Consider the following 15,101-nt stretch of genomic DNA (forward strand, 5'->3'; position numbering starts at 1 on the left):
TTATTCACATATAATTGTTTTACAAAGAGATTCCAATTCAAATTGTGCTTTAGTATTTTTTTGCTCTATGGCCCTTTTATACCAGTAAATAGCTTGTTGATGATTTTGAGCTATTCCTTCACCATCACGATACATCTGCGCTAAATTTAATTGCCCCCACTGAGAGCCTGCTTCAGCAGCTAATTTAAAGCTATCAAATGCTTCAACAAATAATCCATCTTTAAAATAAATAATGCCTTGTTGGTTATTTTTATCGAGCTTTAAGCCTTTATATAGTGGCTTAGGTTTAGGAGGAAACATCACAAATCCGCCATAAAGGCTGTTGGCATATGGGCGTAGTACGTCGTAAATAACTTCGTCATTATATAAGCGCTTTATTTCATTGCGGGGGAGAGTAATGGTGTTAGTTGAAAAATAGTTATTTTGTACCAATTGGCTAGTACGCATTGCCAGCGTAACACTGTTGTTTCGTTTATAGCTGTAGTTACTTACTTGAAAGGTAGTAAATTGCGCGTCAAAACTTATCACCTGAGCAATTTTTAGGTTTGTAAGAGTCCAAGGTTCATGGGTAAATTTATCAGCCTGTACTAAATAGGTATCGTATAGTTTTGGTGTGCTTAAGTAATTTTGCTTTTGAGCTTCGTTATCAAGATGCTGTTGATAAAAGAAGGTGATTATCCAAAGCAATAAAAAAGTGCCAATAAAGTACTTAGGTAGGCTTAGTTTTTCTATTAATGGTAGTTGCGTTATTTTTACAGGTTCGTTTTTTCCGCATTGATAGCACTCGCGTTTGTAATTTAATTTTAAGGCGAGCATGGGCAAAATACTAAATCGTAAATAGCGGCTTTTATTTATTAAATGGTAGGCGTCGCTTTGACAGTGAGGGCAGCGTATTGTTTGTGCAAAATGTGGAAATGATTCACTCGTGTTGAAAAGTAACATAAAGCACGCTCCTTGTTTAATTACCTAAAGGTAAAACAAGGAGCGCATTAATCAAAGCAACAAACTGTAAGTAAGTATGTCAGTTACTGTTTAACCTGAGTTCAGGTTATTTAGTTTGTGCTTTAGGCTTGATTGTTGTTTTTGCATCAGCAGCCATTAGAGCAAATACGGCGTATGCTGCGGTATTTTGACGAAGCTTAGCGGGTGTTACTTTATCAAGCGTATCGTCAGCTGTATGGTGGTAATCAAAGTAATCAGTTCCATCTTGAGCAAGTTCAAAAATAGGTGCTGACGTTGCATTCTTAAGTGGAATTAGATCCGGGCCTCCATTCGCTTGGTTTTTACCAATGTATTCAACATTTAATGGTGCAAGCTCTTTTGCTATTGCGCGTACTACAGGAAGCGAAGCGGCATCTACATTTGACTCAAAAGCGTATACTACATCGGCACCAAAGTCAGACTCAGCGGCTGCAACAATATTGCTTAACTCGTTTTTATGCTCTTCAAAATAAGCTTTTGCACCCCAAAGACCTAGCTCTTCAGCTGCAAAAAGTACCACACGAATACTGCGCTTAGGACGTTTTACATCGCTAATATGTTTAGCGGCTGCCATTGTTAGTGCAACGCCTGCGCCGTCATCTAGTGCGCCAGTCCCTAAGTCCCAAGAATCTAAATGCCCGCCAATTAATACATATTGCTCAGGGTTTTCGGTACCATTAAATTGGCCAATAACGTTATAACCTGTTCCTTCACCTAGATTTTCGGTTTGCACATTAATATTTACCGACACGTCTTTATTTAATGCAATAAGTCGTGCGATTTGATCTGCATCTGGGTTAGCAATTGTTACATTAGGTATTTTTGTAACACCCTCTTTGTAGTAACTACCGCCAGTGTGTGCAAAACGATGATGGCCGGTACTTACTGATCGCATCATGTAGGCAACAGCCCCTTTTTTAGATGCTTCTATAGCGCCTGTGCCACGTGCTTTTACAGCCGGTCCGTAACCATTGCCGTCTATATCGCGGTTCATGCGGTAATTAATATACGCAATTTTACCTTTTAAGCTGTTATCTGGTGCAGCAATTAACTCATCAAGTGTTTCGAACAAGACCACTGGTGCTGTGAGCCCACCTTTTGGCGTGCTTATACTGTTACCTAATGCAGTTAAATGCAGCGGTTGCTCGCTTGGGGTTAGTATTTTTCCGCTTTCGCTATAACGGCGCCATTCAGGGAAGGTTGCTTCTTCAAGCCATACTTTATCAAAACCAAGCTCATTAAATTTAGCTTTAGCCCATGCCACTGCTTTTTTATCATTTTCAGTACCAGGTAAGCGAGGGCCAACCTCAGTTGTTAATGACTCTAGTAATTTATAGCTTAAATCACTATTTAGAGCAAAGGTGCGCACTTCGTCTACTTGTTGTAATTGCTTTTGGGTAAATTCGGCATTGTTAGCGTTTGCAGCCATACTGCTAGTAAGCAGCAGTGCGGTAATTAATTTTTTCATTTTGGTAGGCCTTTTTAATAATTAGCGCTATTAGAACATGTAACAAACATGATAAAAAATAGATGAGATGAATAGGCTTTGTAATAGGTTTAATGCTGTTAGGTATAAACGTTTAGATATAAAAAAAGCCCGCGTAAATGTACGCGGGCTATATTTTAAAACTATTATTTTAAGTTATTATTTTAAGCGTTTAATTAAAAGCTAAATTGCGCAGCTAAACGAAGATTTGTGCCTTCGCCAACAGTTACATTACTAGTACCGCCACCACCTAAATAGTTTTTATCAAATAAGTTTTCGATATTAAGGCGTAAATTAATATCGGTATTACTTAAGTTAAATTTATAAGTAGCACCTACATCAACGCGAGTGTACGCATCTTTAGTAATTGTATTGGCGCTATCAGCAAAACGCTCGCCTTCGTAAAAAGCACCTGCATTAAGTGCAATTGCGTCGTTTAATTCATAACGTGTCCAAAGTGATGCCGACCATTTTGGTGCATCGGTAGGGCGTTTACCTTCTAATTCTTCATCGCGTTCAAAGTTAGCATCTAGATACATAGTTGATGCCATAACAAATAAACGGTCAGTAGCGGCACCTTGAGCGCTTAGCTCAACGCCTTTATGACGTTGTTCACCTACTTGGTTTGTTTCACTTATGAATGACCCAATAGGAACTTCAAGCTGTTCGCTAACAAGAGTACCTTCTTTGCTAATATCAAAAATAGCACTGGTAAGCATTAGGCGGTCATCAAATAACTGCCATTTAATGCCAATCTCTCTTTGCTCAGACGTAATAGCATCTAATTTCATACCGTTATTTACATCTGTTTCATCAATTAAGGTTTCACTACCTTGAGGCTCGAAACCTTCTGAGTAACTAGCGTATATAGTTGCAGAAGCATTTGGGTGATAAAGCACGCCTACTTTTGGTACAAATGATTCGTTATCTGCATCTTCTCGCGTTTGCTTATCGTAACGTCCACCTAGCGATAATTGCCACTCTGGCGAAAACGAAATTAAGTCTTGAACGTAAATACCGTAGTAGTCGTATTCAGTTTCGCTTATTGTATCATCTGTTTTATAGCTTACTGATGGGCGAGATGGTTCTGCTTGCCCTGCTGAAAAGTCGAAGTAGTCGGCAGACGTGCGGCGTTGTCCATAGTAGTAATCCAATGAGTTTGCGCCAATTAATAATTGGTGTTGAATACCAGCTGTTTCAAATTCACCAATAAAATCAATAAATGCGGTTTTAAACTGCCAATCATCAAAACGATCGTAAGGGCGAGATTCATAGCTGTCACCTTCAGCAAAGCCGCCTGGCATACGCGGTGCTGACTCAAAGCGTTGGCGCTCAAACGTTTGTTCGTTATAGCCAAGCTTTACCTGCCAGTTATCGGTTAAAAATACCTCTAGGTCTAAACCTACGTTTTCTACCGTTATATCGGTAAATGCCCAAGACATATCACGAATTGTTTTGTCGCTACCAATTACTTTGGCGTTATCGTCTATCCATGCACCCGTATCTAAACCTGCTTCGTCGTCTGTACGGTCGTAATGCACGCGTACTAATGCATTGTCGCTAATATCGTAATCTACAACTAAAGCACCTAAAAAGCGGTCACGCTCACGGTTTTCACCATTTTGATATTCACGCCAGTAATCTACGTCTTGCTTTACTAATATGCCACGTGCACGTAAATCTTCAGATTCAGTCAAGGCACCACTGGCATCCATCATAAAACGAGTTGAGCCATGCTGATCTACATCGGCACTGGCATTAAACAGTGTAGTTACAGTTGGTTTTTTGGTTACCATGTTCACCAAGCCACCAGGGCCTGACTGACCGTATAAAATGCTTGATGGGCCTTTAATTACTTCAACTTGTTGTAAAATTTCGATTGGTTGTTGATAGTGAGACCAATGCTGATGGCCGTCACGTAAATAACCTGTTGATGAGCTTAGCTCAAACCCACGTAGGTTAAATACTTCACGGTTTCGTTGCTGTGAGCCTGCCGTTAAGCTGGCGTCATTTGTTAGCACTTCGCCAAGTGTAGTGGCGAGCTGTTCGTTAACAATAGTGTCTGTTATTACGGTTACAGATTGTGCGGTTTCAAGTAATGAAGCTGATGTTCTCATTGCGCCATTAGCGTTGTCTACTTTGTAGTCGTTAAAGTAGCTACCTTTTACTTCTATACGTTCAAGGTCGGTAGAGTTTGCATATGCGTTTGTTGTAATGCTTGCCAGTAGTGCTAGGTAAAGAGAATTCAGTTTCATTGATTGCTTCCAGCGCAGTTATGTAAAAACAATCGAGATCTTAATGCAAACTACTATCATTTTCAACACCTTTTGTTAACGTACTTTATTATGTGTTTGTTAATGGTTGCTAATTACGAATTCTGCTATTATTAGCGGCATATTTAGTGGGGCTTTCCCCCACGTTATTTTTATTGCTATGGAACTTACTGTGACTTCAACTGCTTTTTCATCTTTAGCTTTACCGGCTGGACTCGTTGATAATTTATCAACACTTGGCTATGCCCACATGACACCCGTACAAGCACAAAGTTTACCGCCTGTACTTGCTGGTAAAGACATCATTGCTCAGGCAAAAACCGGTTCAGGTAAAACTGCTGCGTTTAGTTTGGGTGTACTCGCTAAATTAAACGTAAAACGCTTTCGTATTCAGTCGTTAGTTTTATGCCCAACCCGAGAGCTTGCTGAGCAGGTTGCGGTTGAAATGCGAAAATTAGCGCGCGGTATCCATAATATTAAAATATTGACGTTATGTGGTGGTGTATCAATTGGTCCGCAAATAGGCTCGCTTGAACATGGCGCGCATATTATTGTGGGTACACCTGGGCGTGTTGACGACCATATTCGTAAAGGTACTTTACGTTTAGATGATGTTGAAACATTGGTGCTTGATGAGGCCGATCAAATGCTTGATATGGGTTTTCAAGACACACTTGATGCAATTATTGAGCGTATTCCACAAAATCGTCAAACATTGTTATTTAGTGCTACATTCCCAAGAGCTATTGAAGCAATTGCTAAGCGTGTACTTAAAAACCCAGAAATGGTTAAAGTAGAAGAAGAACAAGCCAAAAGTACAATTAAGCAGTACTTCTACAAAATGGATAATAATAAGCAGCGCTACCCAACGCTAAAATTATTACTACTTAAATTTACACCACAAAGCTGTGTTGTATTTTGTAATACCAAAGTAGAAACACAACAAGTGTGTGACGATTTAGCTGACGAAGGCTTTAGTGCTGTTTCGCTACACGGTGATTTAGAGCAGCGCGATCGTGAACGTACGTTAATTCACTTTTCAAATAAAAGTGCTTCAATACTTGTTGCTACCGATGTTGCTGCACGTGGTTTAGATATTGATGATATGGATATGGTTATTAACTACCATTTGGCACATGATACGCAAACACATGTTCATCGTGTTGGTCGTACAGGTCGCGCTGGTAAAAAGGGCATTGCATGCTCTATTTACGGTGAAGCAGAAGCGTTTAAAATTGCTCAAATAGGCGAACATTACGAGCGTGATATTACGCCAGAGCAAATGCCACCATTTAATTTATTAGACAAGCCGCCGTACCGCCCTGAAATGGTTACTTTAATGATTGATTCAGGTAAAAAGCAAAAAGTGCGCGCTGGTGATATTTTAGGTGCTTTAACGGGTAAAGATGGTGTTGCAGGTCGTCAGGTAGGTAAAATTAACGTACTTGATAACGTAGCATTTGTTGCTGTTGAACGTAACTCATCAAAACCAGCGCTTCGTAAATTAACCGAAGGTAATATTAAAGGGCGAAAAATCCGCGCTCGTCGCCTTACTCGTTAATTTAAACTTCTAAATTAATAGATTAACGAGCAGCTACCTTTAGCTGCTCGTATTGTAATTTTATTTTTTTAAACTTCACTTCACACCCACTTGGTTTATCTGGGTGCATTTGTAATGCAAGTTGTCTCCAGCGCTTTTGAACGTTTTTAAGAGTGAAATTTTCAGGTAACTTCCATTCTAAAGCCAACTCTTTAAATTCATTTTCATTTAAAGCCTGTTGTGGCGGCAGCGTTTTAAACTGACGCCAAAAGCTATTTAAAAGCTCATCAATCTGCTCTTCACTAGTATCGTAATTATGCCAATCTAAATAATAATCTCGCAAATTCTCGCTTGTTGTTACTAAACTATTATCTCCTTTTTCTAAAAGCTCGATATGCAGAGCTGAAATGAGTAAACTCTGAGGGCGTAATTGTGCCTGCAGTTGGTACAGTGCATTCATAATTAAAAAGTTACGTTTAAATAAATCACGTTCAGGACTTTTATCGAGAGTGGTCATAGCGCTGCGGTTTGCCAGTTCTGCTGCTAAAGTATGAACTTGCCAAACCTGCTTTGTTAGTATTAGCTCAAAAATCTCATCAATCAGTGGGTTAAGCATTGTTTAGGCCCTAGTAGTTGGTGTATCTTCAATAAAGATTACGCTGATATAAGTAACGGTTTGAAGGATTAAAATTATGCTGGGCAAGTTAAAGTGCCTCTTATTTACTATATGCTGTGTACTAATAGCTCCTGGTTATGCCCAAAATACTGACTCTTTATTTGAGCAATTCAAAAACGAAGTGCAGTGGGAGCCTAAATTACAATTAGCAAACATGCTACTTACTAATAAAGATGCCTCCAAAAAAGAGCAGGTCGCTGTTTATTCGGCATTGGGTAATAGTGCGTTATCGGCTGATAATTTTAAAGAATCTTTACACTATTTTAAATTACTAGAACAACATACTTCAGATACATTCTTTCCTGATGAGCACTTTCGTGCAATTAAAATGCAAGGTGTGGTGCTCTTCTATCAAGGTTTATTTCAAAAAGCCATTATTGAATACAGCCGCACTCTAGTATTAGCTGAAAAAAATGAGCAATTACTTGAACAAGCAAATTTACTAAATAATATTGGCTTGGCCTATTTTAATATGAACAAGTTAGGCGATACTCTAGAGTTTTATTTAAAAGCAAAAGCTATTTACGAAGCGCACGGCAGTGAACAAGATCAAACCGATATACTACTTAATATAGCTGGCGTTTATATACGCTTATCACGCTACGATAGTGCGTTTAGTCTTTATCAAGATGTACTTAAAGTTTATCAGCGATTAGATGATAAAAGCGGTATTGCGCAGGTATATAACAATATGGGTGTTGCTCATATGGAGAGCAACCAATTTGATTTAGCACTACATTATTATCAGTTAGCGCTGCGATATTATATTTCAGCTAATGATTACAATAAGTTATCTACACAATATACTAATTTGGCAAATACTAATTTAGTATTGAAAAAAGTTGATGAAGCATACGAGCAAGCTAAATTAGGTGAGTACTATGCGCTTAAAATAGATAATCATAATTTAGAGCTTAATGCGTTACATGCGCTGGCTAAGATTCAGTTTGTTAAGGGCAATTTAGATGAGGCTCAAATAAATTTAGATCGAGCTATTTTACTTGCCCATGAATACGGCAGTGAGCGAATAATTAGGGAAAGCTTGGGGGCCAAAGCACTTCTTGAAGCGAGTAAAGGCGATTATTCAAGTGCAATGGCTTTGCAACAAAAATACATTAGTGAGCTGCGAAAACTCAGAAGTACGGCAATTATTAACGCGCTAGCGGTGCTTCAGCATCAATTTAAAGCAACGCAATTAAACCAGGAAATAGAAAAACTTAAACAAGATCGCCGTGTGCAAGAACTGAAAATGTCGCAGCGTTCTCAGCTTACTTTATTCTCTTTTTTACTATTACTGTTAGTTGTAGTAACAGGTATTGCACTTTACCGTCGTGGTGCAGAAAAACGCGCTAAGCAGCAGTTAACAGAACAAGTTACGCAACGTACTGCAGAATTGCAGGCAATTGCACAAGAGCTCAGAGAGGCCAATGATGTTAAAAGCCAGTTTTTAGCTAATATTAGTCACGAAATTCGCACTCCACTAACGGCTATTTTAGGGCAAACAGATGCCTTAATTAATGAATTATATGAGCCTGAGTCACTTAAAGATGAATTAAGAGTAATTCAGCGTCACAGTGACCATTTAAAAAGCTTAATAAATGATGTACTTGATTTAAGTAAAATTGAAGCCAATAGATTAGAGTTAAATATTTCGTGCTTTGATATTGTCGAGCTCGTAAATGACGTACATGCCATGTTTATTACCCAAGCAAAAGCAAAAAATCTACACCTTATTTTAGACAATCAAGTGGGTAATGAGTTTTACACTAAGCTCGATTTGATTCGCGTAAAGCAGATTCTTATAAACTTATGTGCCAATGCTATTAAGTTTACTCACGCTGGCCAGATCATCATTGCTTTAAATAAGAGTGATCAAGGGCTGGTTATTATTATAAAAGATACCGGTATTGGTATGAGCTCTAAACAGTTAAAGCTTATTTTTGAATGCTTTAGCCAAGCAGATAACAGCATTAGCCGTCGCTTTGGTGGAACAGGGTTAGGCCTTAGCTTATCACAACAATTAGCCGCGATGATGGGCGGTTATATTAGCGTGCAAAGCGAATACAAAAAGGGCAGTCAGTTCTCGTTCTTTTTACCGTGCGCAGAAGTAAATAAATCGCAAAGCATGATTGAAGCTCAAAGTACTTCTAAGGAAAATAAGCGATTGGCGGGTCGTGTTTTACTTGCGGAGGATCATCCTGATAATCGTAGGTTAATAAGCCGCTATTTACGCTCAATGGGACTCGAGGTTATTGCTGTTGAAAATGGTGAGCAAGCGGTAGAGCAGTGCTTAAAAGAATACCCTGACTTAGTATTACTCGATATTCAAATGCCAGTGATGGACGGGCGTTCTGCTTTCCAACTATTGAAACAGTGTGGTTTTGAACGGCCTATTTTTGCTTTAACAGCAAATGCTATGAGTCATGAAGTAGATAGTTACTTAGAGTTAGGGTTTACAGGTTACTTAGGTAAACCGATAGACAAAGAGTCATTTTATAAAGCGCTCTCTAATCACCTACATAATGCAGAAGATCAACCAATTATAAAGCAAAATGAAGTTGATATGAGCGATCTTGTGATTAGTTTCAAGCAGAGCTTTGCTTTGGAGAGTGAAACGATTACCCAGCATTTTATAAGCGAAGATTTAGGTGCGCTACAAAAAGATAGCCATCGCATTTTAGGGGCTGCACAAATGTTTGGTTTGGATGAAATTGCGCAATCGGCTAAAAATTTAGACAGAGCACTTCTACACAGAACCCAAAAAAGCAGTGCAAATGATTTTAAAGCGCTCGTTGATACACTGCAGAGTGTACTTAAAAAGTATAATGAGAGTTAAACTGTATTTAATCCAGACATAAAAAAAGCGCCTTAGGCGCTTTTTTTATTCAATTAAAACGCTTTTATTGGCGTCTCATCGAATCAAAAAATTCATCATTGGTTTTGCTCATCGATAGTTTATCGATTAAGAATTCCATTGCATCAATTTCTGACATGTCATGAACAATTTTACGTAAAATCCAAAGCTTTTGAAGTTCATCTGGTTTTGTTAGTAATTCTTCACGACGAGTACCTGAGCGGTTAAAGTCGATAGCTGGGAATACACGTCTTTCCGCAATTTTACGGTTAAGGTGAAGTTCCATGTTACCAGTACCTTTAAACTCTTCGTAGATAACTTCATCCATTTTAGAGCCAGTATCGATAAGAGCTGTAGCTATGATTGTTAAGCTACCACCTTCCTCAACGTTACGTGCAGCACCAAAGAAGCGCTTAGGTTTATGTAATGCGTTAGCGTCAACACCACCAGTAAGTACTTTACCTGATGAAGGAATAACGGTGTTATAAGCACGTGCTAAACGAGTGATTGAATCCAATAAGATAACAACATCTTTTTTATGTTCAACTAGGCGTTTTGCTTTTTCGATAACCATTTCGGCAACTTGTACGTGACGAGAAGCTGGCTCATCGAACGTTGATGCAATAACTTCACCTTTAACTAGGCGTTGCATCTCTGTTACTTCTTCCGGACGTTCATCAATAAGTAAAACCATTAATGTTACATCAGGATGATTGTGCGTAATTGATTGTGCAATATTTTGAAGCAGCATTGTTTTACCCGCTTTTGGCGGAGCTACTAACAAACCACGTTGGCCACGGCCAATAGGAGATGCTAAATCAAGTACACGGGCTGTAATATCTTCTTTACTGCCGTTACCACGTTCCATGCGAAAACGTTCGTTTGCATGTAATGGAGTAAGGTTTTCAAAAAGAATTTTAGTTCGAGAGTTTTCAGGTTTATCAAAGTTAACTTCATTTACTTTAAGTAAAGCAAAGTAACGTTCACCGTCTTTAGGTGGACGAATAAGACCTGAAATTGAATCGCCAGTACGCATGCTGAAACGGCGAATTTGGCTAGGTGAAACATAAATGTCATCTGGGCCAGCTAAGTAAGAGGCTTCTGATGATCTTAAGAAGCCGAAACCATCTTGTAAAATCTCTAATACACCGCCGCCGAAGATATTCTCTCCGCCTTTGGCATGGGATTTAAGAATGGCAAAAATGATATCTTGCTTTCTTAAGCGGGCTACGTTTTCGAGCCCCATGGACTCAGCTAAGTCTACAAGCTCTTTAATGGACTTGTCTTTTAATTCGCGTAAATGCATATTGGTGGGTTCTTTATTACAGTTGTCATACTCAAAATCGCTTTGATCGTTGAGTGAGGTTTGTTGAATATAACTAAGGATTAGTTGGCTTTATAAACTAGCAGTTCACTGGCAAAGCGTCCAGTCTTTATACAAAATAAATTTAAAAAAGGGCAAAAAGCCCTTTTTATTGTTCTAGCTTACAGTTAGATGTTGTTTTCTAAAAACTCGATAAGTTGAGTTTTTGAAAGAGCACCTACTTTCGTTGCAGCTACTTGGCCATCTTTAAAAAGAAGTAAAGTAGGAATACCACGAATACCAAATTTTGGCGGTGTGCCAGCATTTTGGTCGATATTTAATTTAGCAACAGTCACACGGCTGTCGTATTCATCAGCAACTTCGTGAAGAATAGGGGCGATCATTTTACAAGGTCCACACCATTCAGCCCAGAAATCTACTAGTACTGGTTTGTCTGATTGTAATACGTCAGCTTCAAAGCTATCGTCAGTAATTTGGATTATTTTCTCGCTCATTGCGCTCTCCGATTTAGTTAGGCGAAATATTTAGTGCGTATTTAAACACTCTTGTTTCTTATTGCAAGTTTAAACGTTATGCTTAAACGCTATGACTAAGACACATTTAACCGATAAAAAGTTTTCAGACTTTGCTATCGCACCGGAAGTGGTTGCCGGTTTAACCGAGAATGGGTTTGAATATTGCACACCTATTCAAGCAAAATGCCTACCTTTTATTTGTGATGGACGCGATATCGCGGGCCAAGCTCAAACTGGTACAGGCAAAACGTTGGCGTTTTTAACTGCCACGTGCCATCGGTTATTACAATCTAGCAAAGCACCTAGTAAACATCCAAGAGCCCTGATCATGGCCCCTACTCGGGAGCTTGCGATTCAGATACACAAAGATGCTAAAATTTTAGCGCCGCACTGTAATCTTAACTTAGGTTTAGTATATGGTGGCGAAGATTACGAAAAACAACGTGCACAACTAGAAAAAGGCGTTGATATTTTAATTGGTACTACAGGTCGTCTAATTGATCTGTATAAGCAAGGCTGTTACACCCTTAATGAAATTGAGGTAGTCGTGCTTGACGAAGCTGATCGTATGTTCGATTTAGGTTTTATCAAAGATATTCGCTATATGTTCGATCGTATGCCAGATACATCAAAGCGTTTAAACTTATTATTTTCTGCCACATTATCGTATCGCGTACAAGAACTAGCTTTTGAGCACATGACAAACCCAGAACATGTTCAAATTGAACCTGACGTTAAAACGGGTAAACGTATTCAAGAAGAGCTATTTCATCCTTCGCAAGAAGATAAAATTAAGCTGTTGTTAACCTTAATTGAAGAAGAATGGCCAGAGAAAGCAATCGTGTTTGCAAATACTAAGCACAGTTGTGAAACTGTTTATGCTTGGCTTAAGTCAGACGGTCATCGTGTAGGCATGCTTACTGGTGATGTTAACCAGAAAAAACGCCAAACTATATTAGCGCAGTTTAGCAAAGGCGACTTAGACTTTTTAGTTGCTACTGATGTTGCAGCGCGTGGTCTTCATATTCCAGAAGTAAGTCATGTATTTAACTTTGACCTACCTGACGATTGCGAAGATTATGTACACCGTATTGGTCGTACTGGTCGTGCTGGCGCATCAGGCCACGCAATCAGTTTTGCGTGTGAGCAATATGCTTATAACTTGCATGAAATTGAAGAATATATAGAGCACAGCATTCCTTTATCTCATTATGATAAAACAGCATTGCTAGATGATTTAACTCAGCCTATTATTCAAAGAAAGCGCAACTATTCAAATGGTCCACGTAACCGTAGTAATAACAGCGGACGTCGCCCAAATAATAGTTACCAAAAAGGACGGTCGTAAGCGACCGTTTGTATAAGTAGTAGTAACTAGAGGTTTTTGAACGGTGGGGCAACTTAAACCGCAAAAAAATGTATACGCAGTTATTGATTTGGGCTCAAATAGCTTTCATATGCTTATAGCCAAATCAATTGCTGGCGGTCTACAAACAATTGGACGTGTTAAACGCAAAGTCCGATTAGCCGCAGGGCTTGATAAAGATAACGTATTGAGCACTGAAGCAATGCAGCGAGGCTGGGAATGCCTTGCCCTTTTTGCTGAGCGTCTACAAGATATCCCAGATAAAAACATCACCATAGTAGCAACAGCTACCTTAAGGTTGGCAACTAACGCCGAAGTATTCAAAAACCATGCAGAAAAGATTCTTGGCCATAGCATTAATGTTATTAGCGGAGAATTAGAAGCGCGCACAATTTATAAAGGTGTTGCTCATACTTCATCTTGTACTGGCAAACAGCTTGTTATTGATATTGGTGGTGCAAGTACCGAAGTTGTAATTGGTAAAGCATTTGATGCCTTACATTACAAAAGCCTCAATATGGGGTGTGTTACCTATCTTGAACGCTATTTCAAAGACTGCCAATTAAGTAAGGGTAACTTTAACGCAGCTATAAAGGCAGCTCGTACAGTCATTGATGAAATTTCTCCAGAATATAAAACAGCGGGATGGCAAATTGCATCTGGTGCTTCTGGCACAGTGCAAGCAATTCAAGAAATTATGGTCGCTCAAAATCTTGACGATTTACTCACGCTTGAAAAGCTCAACACTATAAAAGAGCAAGCAATTGCATTTAGCACCATTGCAGCGCTAGACCTTCCTGGATTAAGTGAAGACCGTCGACTGGTATTTGTATCAGGACTCGCAATCTTAATCGCACTATTTGAATCTCTTGAAATAGAAAAAATGGGATTGGCGGGTGGAGCACTGCGTGAAGGTGTTTTATATAGCATGGTTCCGGAGTTTCATAATAACGACATTCGTAAACGCACAGTTGATGGGTTTATGAGTCGTTATCACGTTGATCAAAAACAAGCGTGTCGAGTTTCAAGCTTGGCTATGCAGTTAGCGATAAGTATTGATAAAGATTGGCCAATTGAAAGTTTAAATGGGTTACCACTATTAAAAGCGGTAGCGCAGCTTCATGAGATTGGATTACTAATAGAATATAAGCAGTATCATAAACACACCGCTTATATTTTGGAAAATACTGATATGCCTGGTTTTTCACAGTCAGAGCATAAATTAATAGTAGCGGTAGCGGATGCGCATCGTTCTGATTTTCCAAAAGGCTGTTTTAATTCACTCGGCGTAAATAGTCTATTAGCGCAATATATAGTGAGATTACTACGAATAGCAGTCATCTTATCAATGCGCAGACAAGATGATGTACTGCCTAAGTTTGAGTTAACTGCTAAAAATGAAGTGTTAGACCTTAAGTTTAAAAGTAACTGGTTAAAAGATCATCCATTAATGGCTAGCGAGCTACAACAAGAGTCTAAACAGCAAGGTAAACTTGGGTGGAAGCTCATAGTAAACTAATTAAAAAAGCCCATCAGGGCCTTTTTAGTGTTTAAAGTAACCATTTCGATGTAAATGTGTGCGAACAGCACATTATTTCACGTTTTCTTCAAAAAAGGGTTGATCTGTTTTCGGATCTCCCTATAATGCGACCCCACTGAGACGGGAAACGCCAACGCATAGCGAGGCACGAACTACTCAGTGTGTTAAGTAAAACTTAGATTGAATCTTTTTAGAAAGTTTAAATTTAAGTGTTGACAAAAAAATAGGAAAGCGTAATATGCGCAGCCCTAGCGAGATAAAGTTTAACTTTAATCGCAACGTTCTTTAACAATATAAAGCAATCATCTGTGTGGGCACTCGTACAGATTGAGTTCTAACAGCCAACCTACTTAGGTAGCGAGGCAAACAAATTAGAGTCTCAATTGAAAACTGAGTGACCAACAGAATAGTTATTTCGATAATTATTCGGCACAGTCAATTCAATATCGAAAGATATTAAAATAAATTCAGAATTCATTGAGCTGTCGAAAGACATAAAACTTTTTAATTGAAGAGTTTGATCATGGCTCAGATTGAACGCTGGCG

The 15,101-nt window shown here is 38.9% G+C and carries 10 protein-coding genes; 4 read left to right on the plus strand and 6 right to left on the minus strand.

Features of this window, described 5'->3' with window-relative positions; translation table 11 throughout:
- The 3 genes from BW142_RS16620 to BW142_RS16630 all read right to left on the minus strand — a co-directional run bounded on the left by BW142_RS16620 (position 1) and on the right by BW142_RS16630 (position 4,722).
- The gene (locus BW142_RS16620) at positions 1–942 is read right to left on the minus strand and encodes a tetratricopeptide repeat protein (protein WP_076925577.1); all 942 of its coding nucleotides are present in this window, start codon (positions 940–942) and stop codon (positions 1–3) included.
- Between the two features lie 106 nt (positions 943–1,048).
- A complete protein-coding gene (locus BW142_RS16625; RefSeq protein WP_076925578.1) occupies positions 1,049–2,449 on the minus strand; it encodes a M20/M25/M40 family metallo-hydrolase in 1,401 nt (466 codons plus the stop codon).
- A gap of 194 nt (positions 2,450–2,643) precedes the next feature.
- On the minus strand, positions 2,644–4,722 hold the full coding sequence (locus tag BW142_RS16630; RefSeq protein WP_076925579.1) for a TonB-dependent receptor: 2,079 nt from the start codon (positions 4,720–4,722) through the stop codon (positions 2,644–2,646).
- 190 nt (positions 4,723–4,912) lie between these two features.
- On the opposite strand from BW142_RS16630, the gene dbpA reads away from it, so the two are divergent.
- The gene (gene dbpA / locus BW142_RS16635; RefSeq protein ID WP_076925590.1) at positions 4,913–6,301 is read left to right on the plus strand and encodes an ATP-dependent RNA helicase DbpA; all 1,389 of its coding nucleotides are present in this window, start codon (positions 4,913–4,915) and stop codon (positions 6,299–6,301) included.
- 22 nt (positions 6,302–6,323) lie between these two features.
- Here dbpA and BW142_RS16640 read toward each other — a convergent pair whose 3' ends face one another.
- Positions 6,324–6,896, minus strand: a complete 573-nt coding sequence (locus tag BW142_RS16640; protein WP_076925580.1) for a DNA-J related domain-containing protein — start codon at positions 6,894–6,896, stop codon at positions 6,324–6,326.
- A 76-nt stretch (positions 6,897–6,972) separates the two neighbouring features.
- Between BW142_RS16640 and BW142_RS16645 the strand changes: the two genes are divergently transcribed.
- On the plus strand, positions 6,973–9,792 hold the full coding sequence (locus BW142_RS16645; protein WP_076925581.1) for an ATP-binding protein: 2,820 nt from the start codon (positions 6,973–6,975) through the stop codon (positions 9,790–9,792).
- A gap of 64 nt (positions 9,793–9,856) precedes the next feature.
- On the opposite strand, the gene rho is transcribed toward BW142_RS16645, so the two are convergent.
- Complete coding sequence (gene rho, locus BW142_RS16650; protein WP_002960945.1) at positions 9,857–11,116, minus strand: transcription termination factor Rho; 1,260 nt, start codon at positions 11,114–11,116, stop codon at positions 9,857–9,859.
- 185 nt (positions 11,117–11,301) lie between these two features.
- Positions 11,302–11,628, minus strand: a complete 327-nt coding sequence (gene trxA / locus BW142_RS16655; RefSeq protein ID WP_002960942.1) for a thioredoxin TrxA — start codon at positions 11,626–11,628, stop codon at positions 11,302–11,304.
- A gap of 91 nt (positions 11,629–11,719) precedes the next feature.
- Here trxA and rhlB point away from each other — a divergent pair, with 91 nt between their 5' ends.
- Together rhlB and gppA are read left to right on the plus strand one after the other, a co-directional pair.
- Positions 11,720–12,997: an ATP-dependent RNA helicase RhlB gene (gene rhlB, locus BW142_RS16660; RefSeq protein ID WP_024598841.1), complete on the plus strand. Its 1,278-nt coding sequence runs from the start codon at positions 11,720–11,722 to the stop codon at positions 12,995–12,997.
- A 43-nt stretch (positions 12,998–13,040) separates the two neighbouring features.
- Positions 13,041–14,534 carry a guanosine-5'-triphosphate,3'-diphosphate diphosphatase gene (gene gppA / locus BW142_RS16665; protein WP_024598842.1) on the plus strand — a complete coding sequence of 498 codons (1,494 nt, stop codon included), beginning with the start codon at positions 13,041–13,043 and terminating at the stop codon, positions 14,532–14,534.
- The last annotated feature ends 567 nt before the right edge of the window (positions 14,535–15,101 follow it).

Origin of the sequence: Pseudoalteromonas sp. EB27 (genome assembly GCF_001974875.1) — a bacterium.
Taxonomy (GTDB): Bacteria; Pseudomonadota; Gammaproteobacteria; order Enterobacterales; family Alteromonadaceae; genus Pseudoalteromonas.

What these genes read in the sequence shown, in the direction of transcription:
- BW142_RS16625 (WP_076925578.1), bottom strand. Translation starts at nt 2,449, where the DNA reads ATGAAAAAATTAATTACCGCACTGCTGCTTACTAGCAGTATGGCTGCA.
- rhlB (WP_024598841.1), top strand. Translation starts at nt 11,720, where the DNA reads ATGACTAAGACACATTTAACCGATAAAAAGTTTTCAGACTTTGCTATC.
- BW142_RS16640 (WP_076925580.1), bottom strand. Translation starts at nt 6,896, where the DNA reads ATGCTTAACCCACTGATTGATGAGATTTTTGAGCTAATACTAACAAAG.
- BW142_RS16620 (WP_076925577.1), bottom strand. Translation starts at nt 942, where the DNA reads ATGTTACTTTTCAACACGAGTGAATCATTTCCACATTTTGCACAAACA.
- rho (WP_002960945.1), bottom strand. Translation starts at nt 11,116, where the DNA reads ATGCATTTACGCGAATTAAAAGACAAGTCCATTAAAGAGCTTGTAGAC.
- BW142_RS16645 (WP_076925581.1), top strand. Translation starts at nt 6,973, where the DNA reads ATGCTGGGCAAGTTAAAGTGCCTCTTATTTACTATATGCTGTGTACTA.
- trxA (WP_002960942.1), bottom strand. Translation starts at nt 11,628, where the DNA reads ATGAGCGAGAAAATAATCCAAATTACTGACGATAGCTTTGAAGCTGAC.
- BW142_RS16630 (WP_076925579.1), bottom strand. Translation starts at nt 4,722, where the DNA reads ATGAAACTGAATTCTCTTTACCTAGCACTACTGGCAAGCATTACAACA.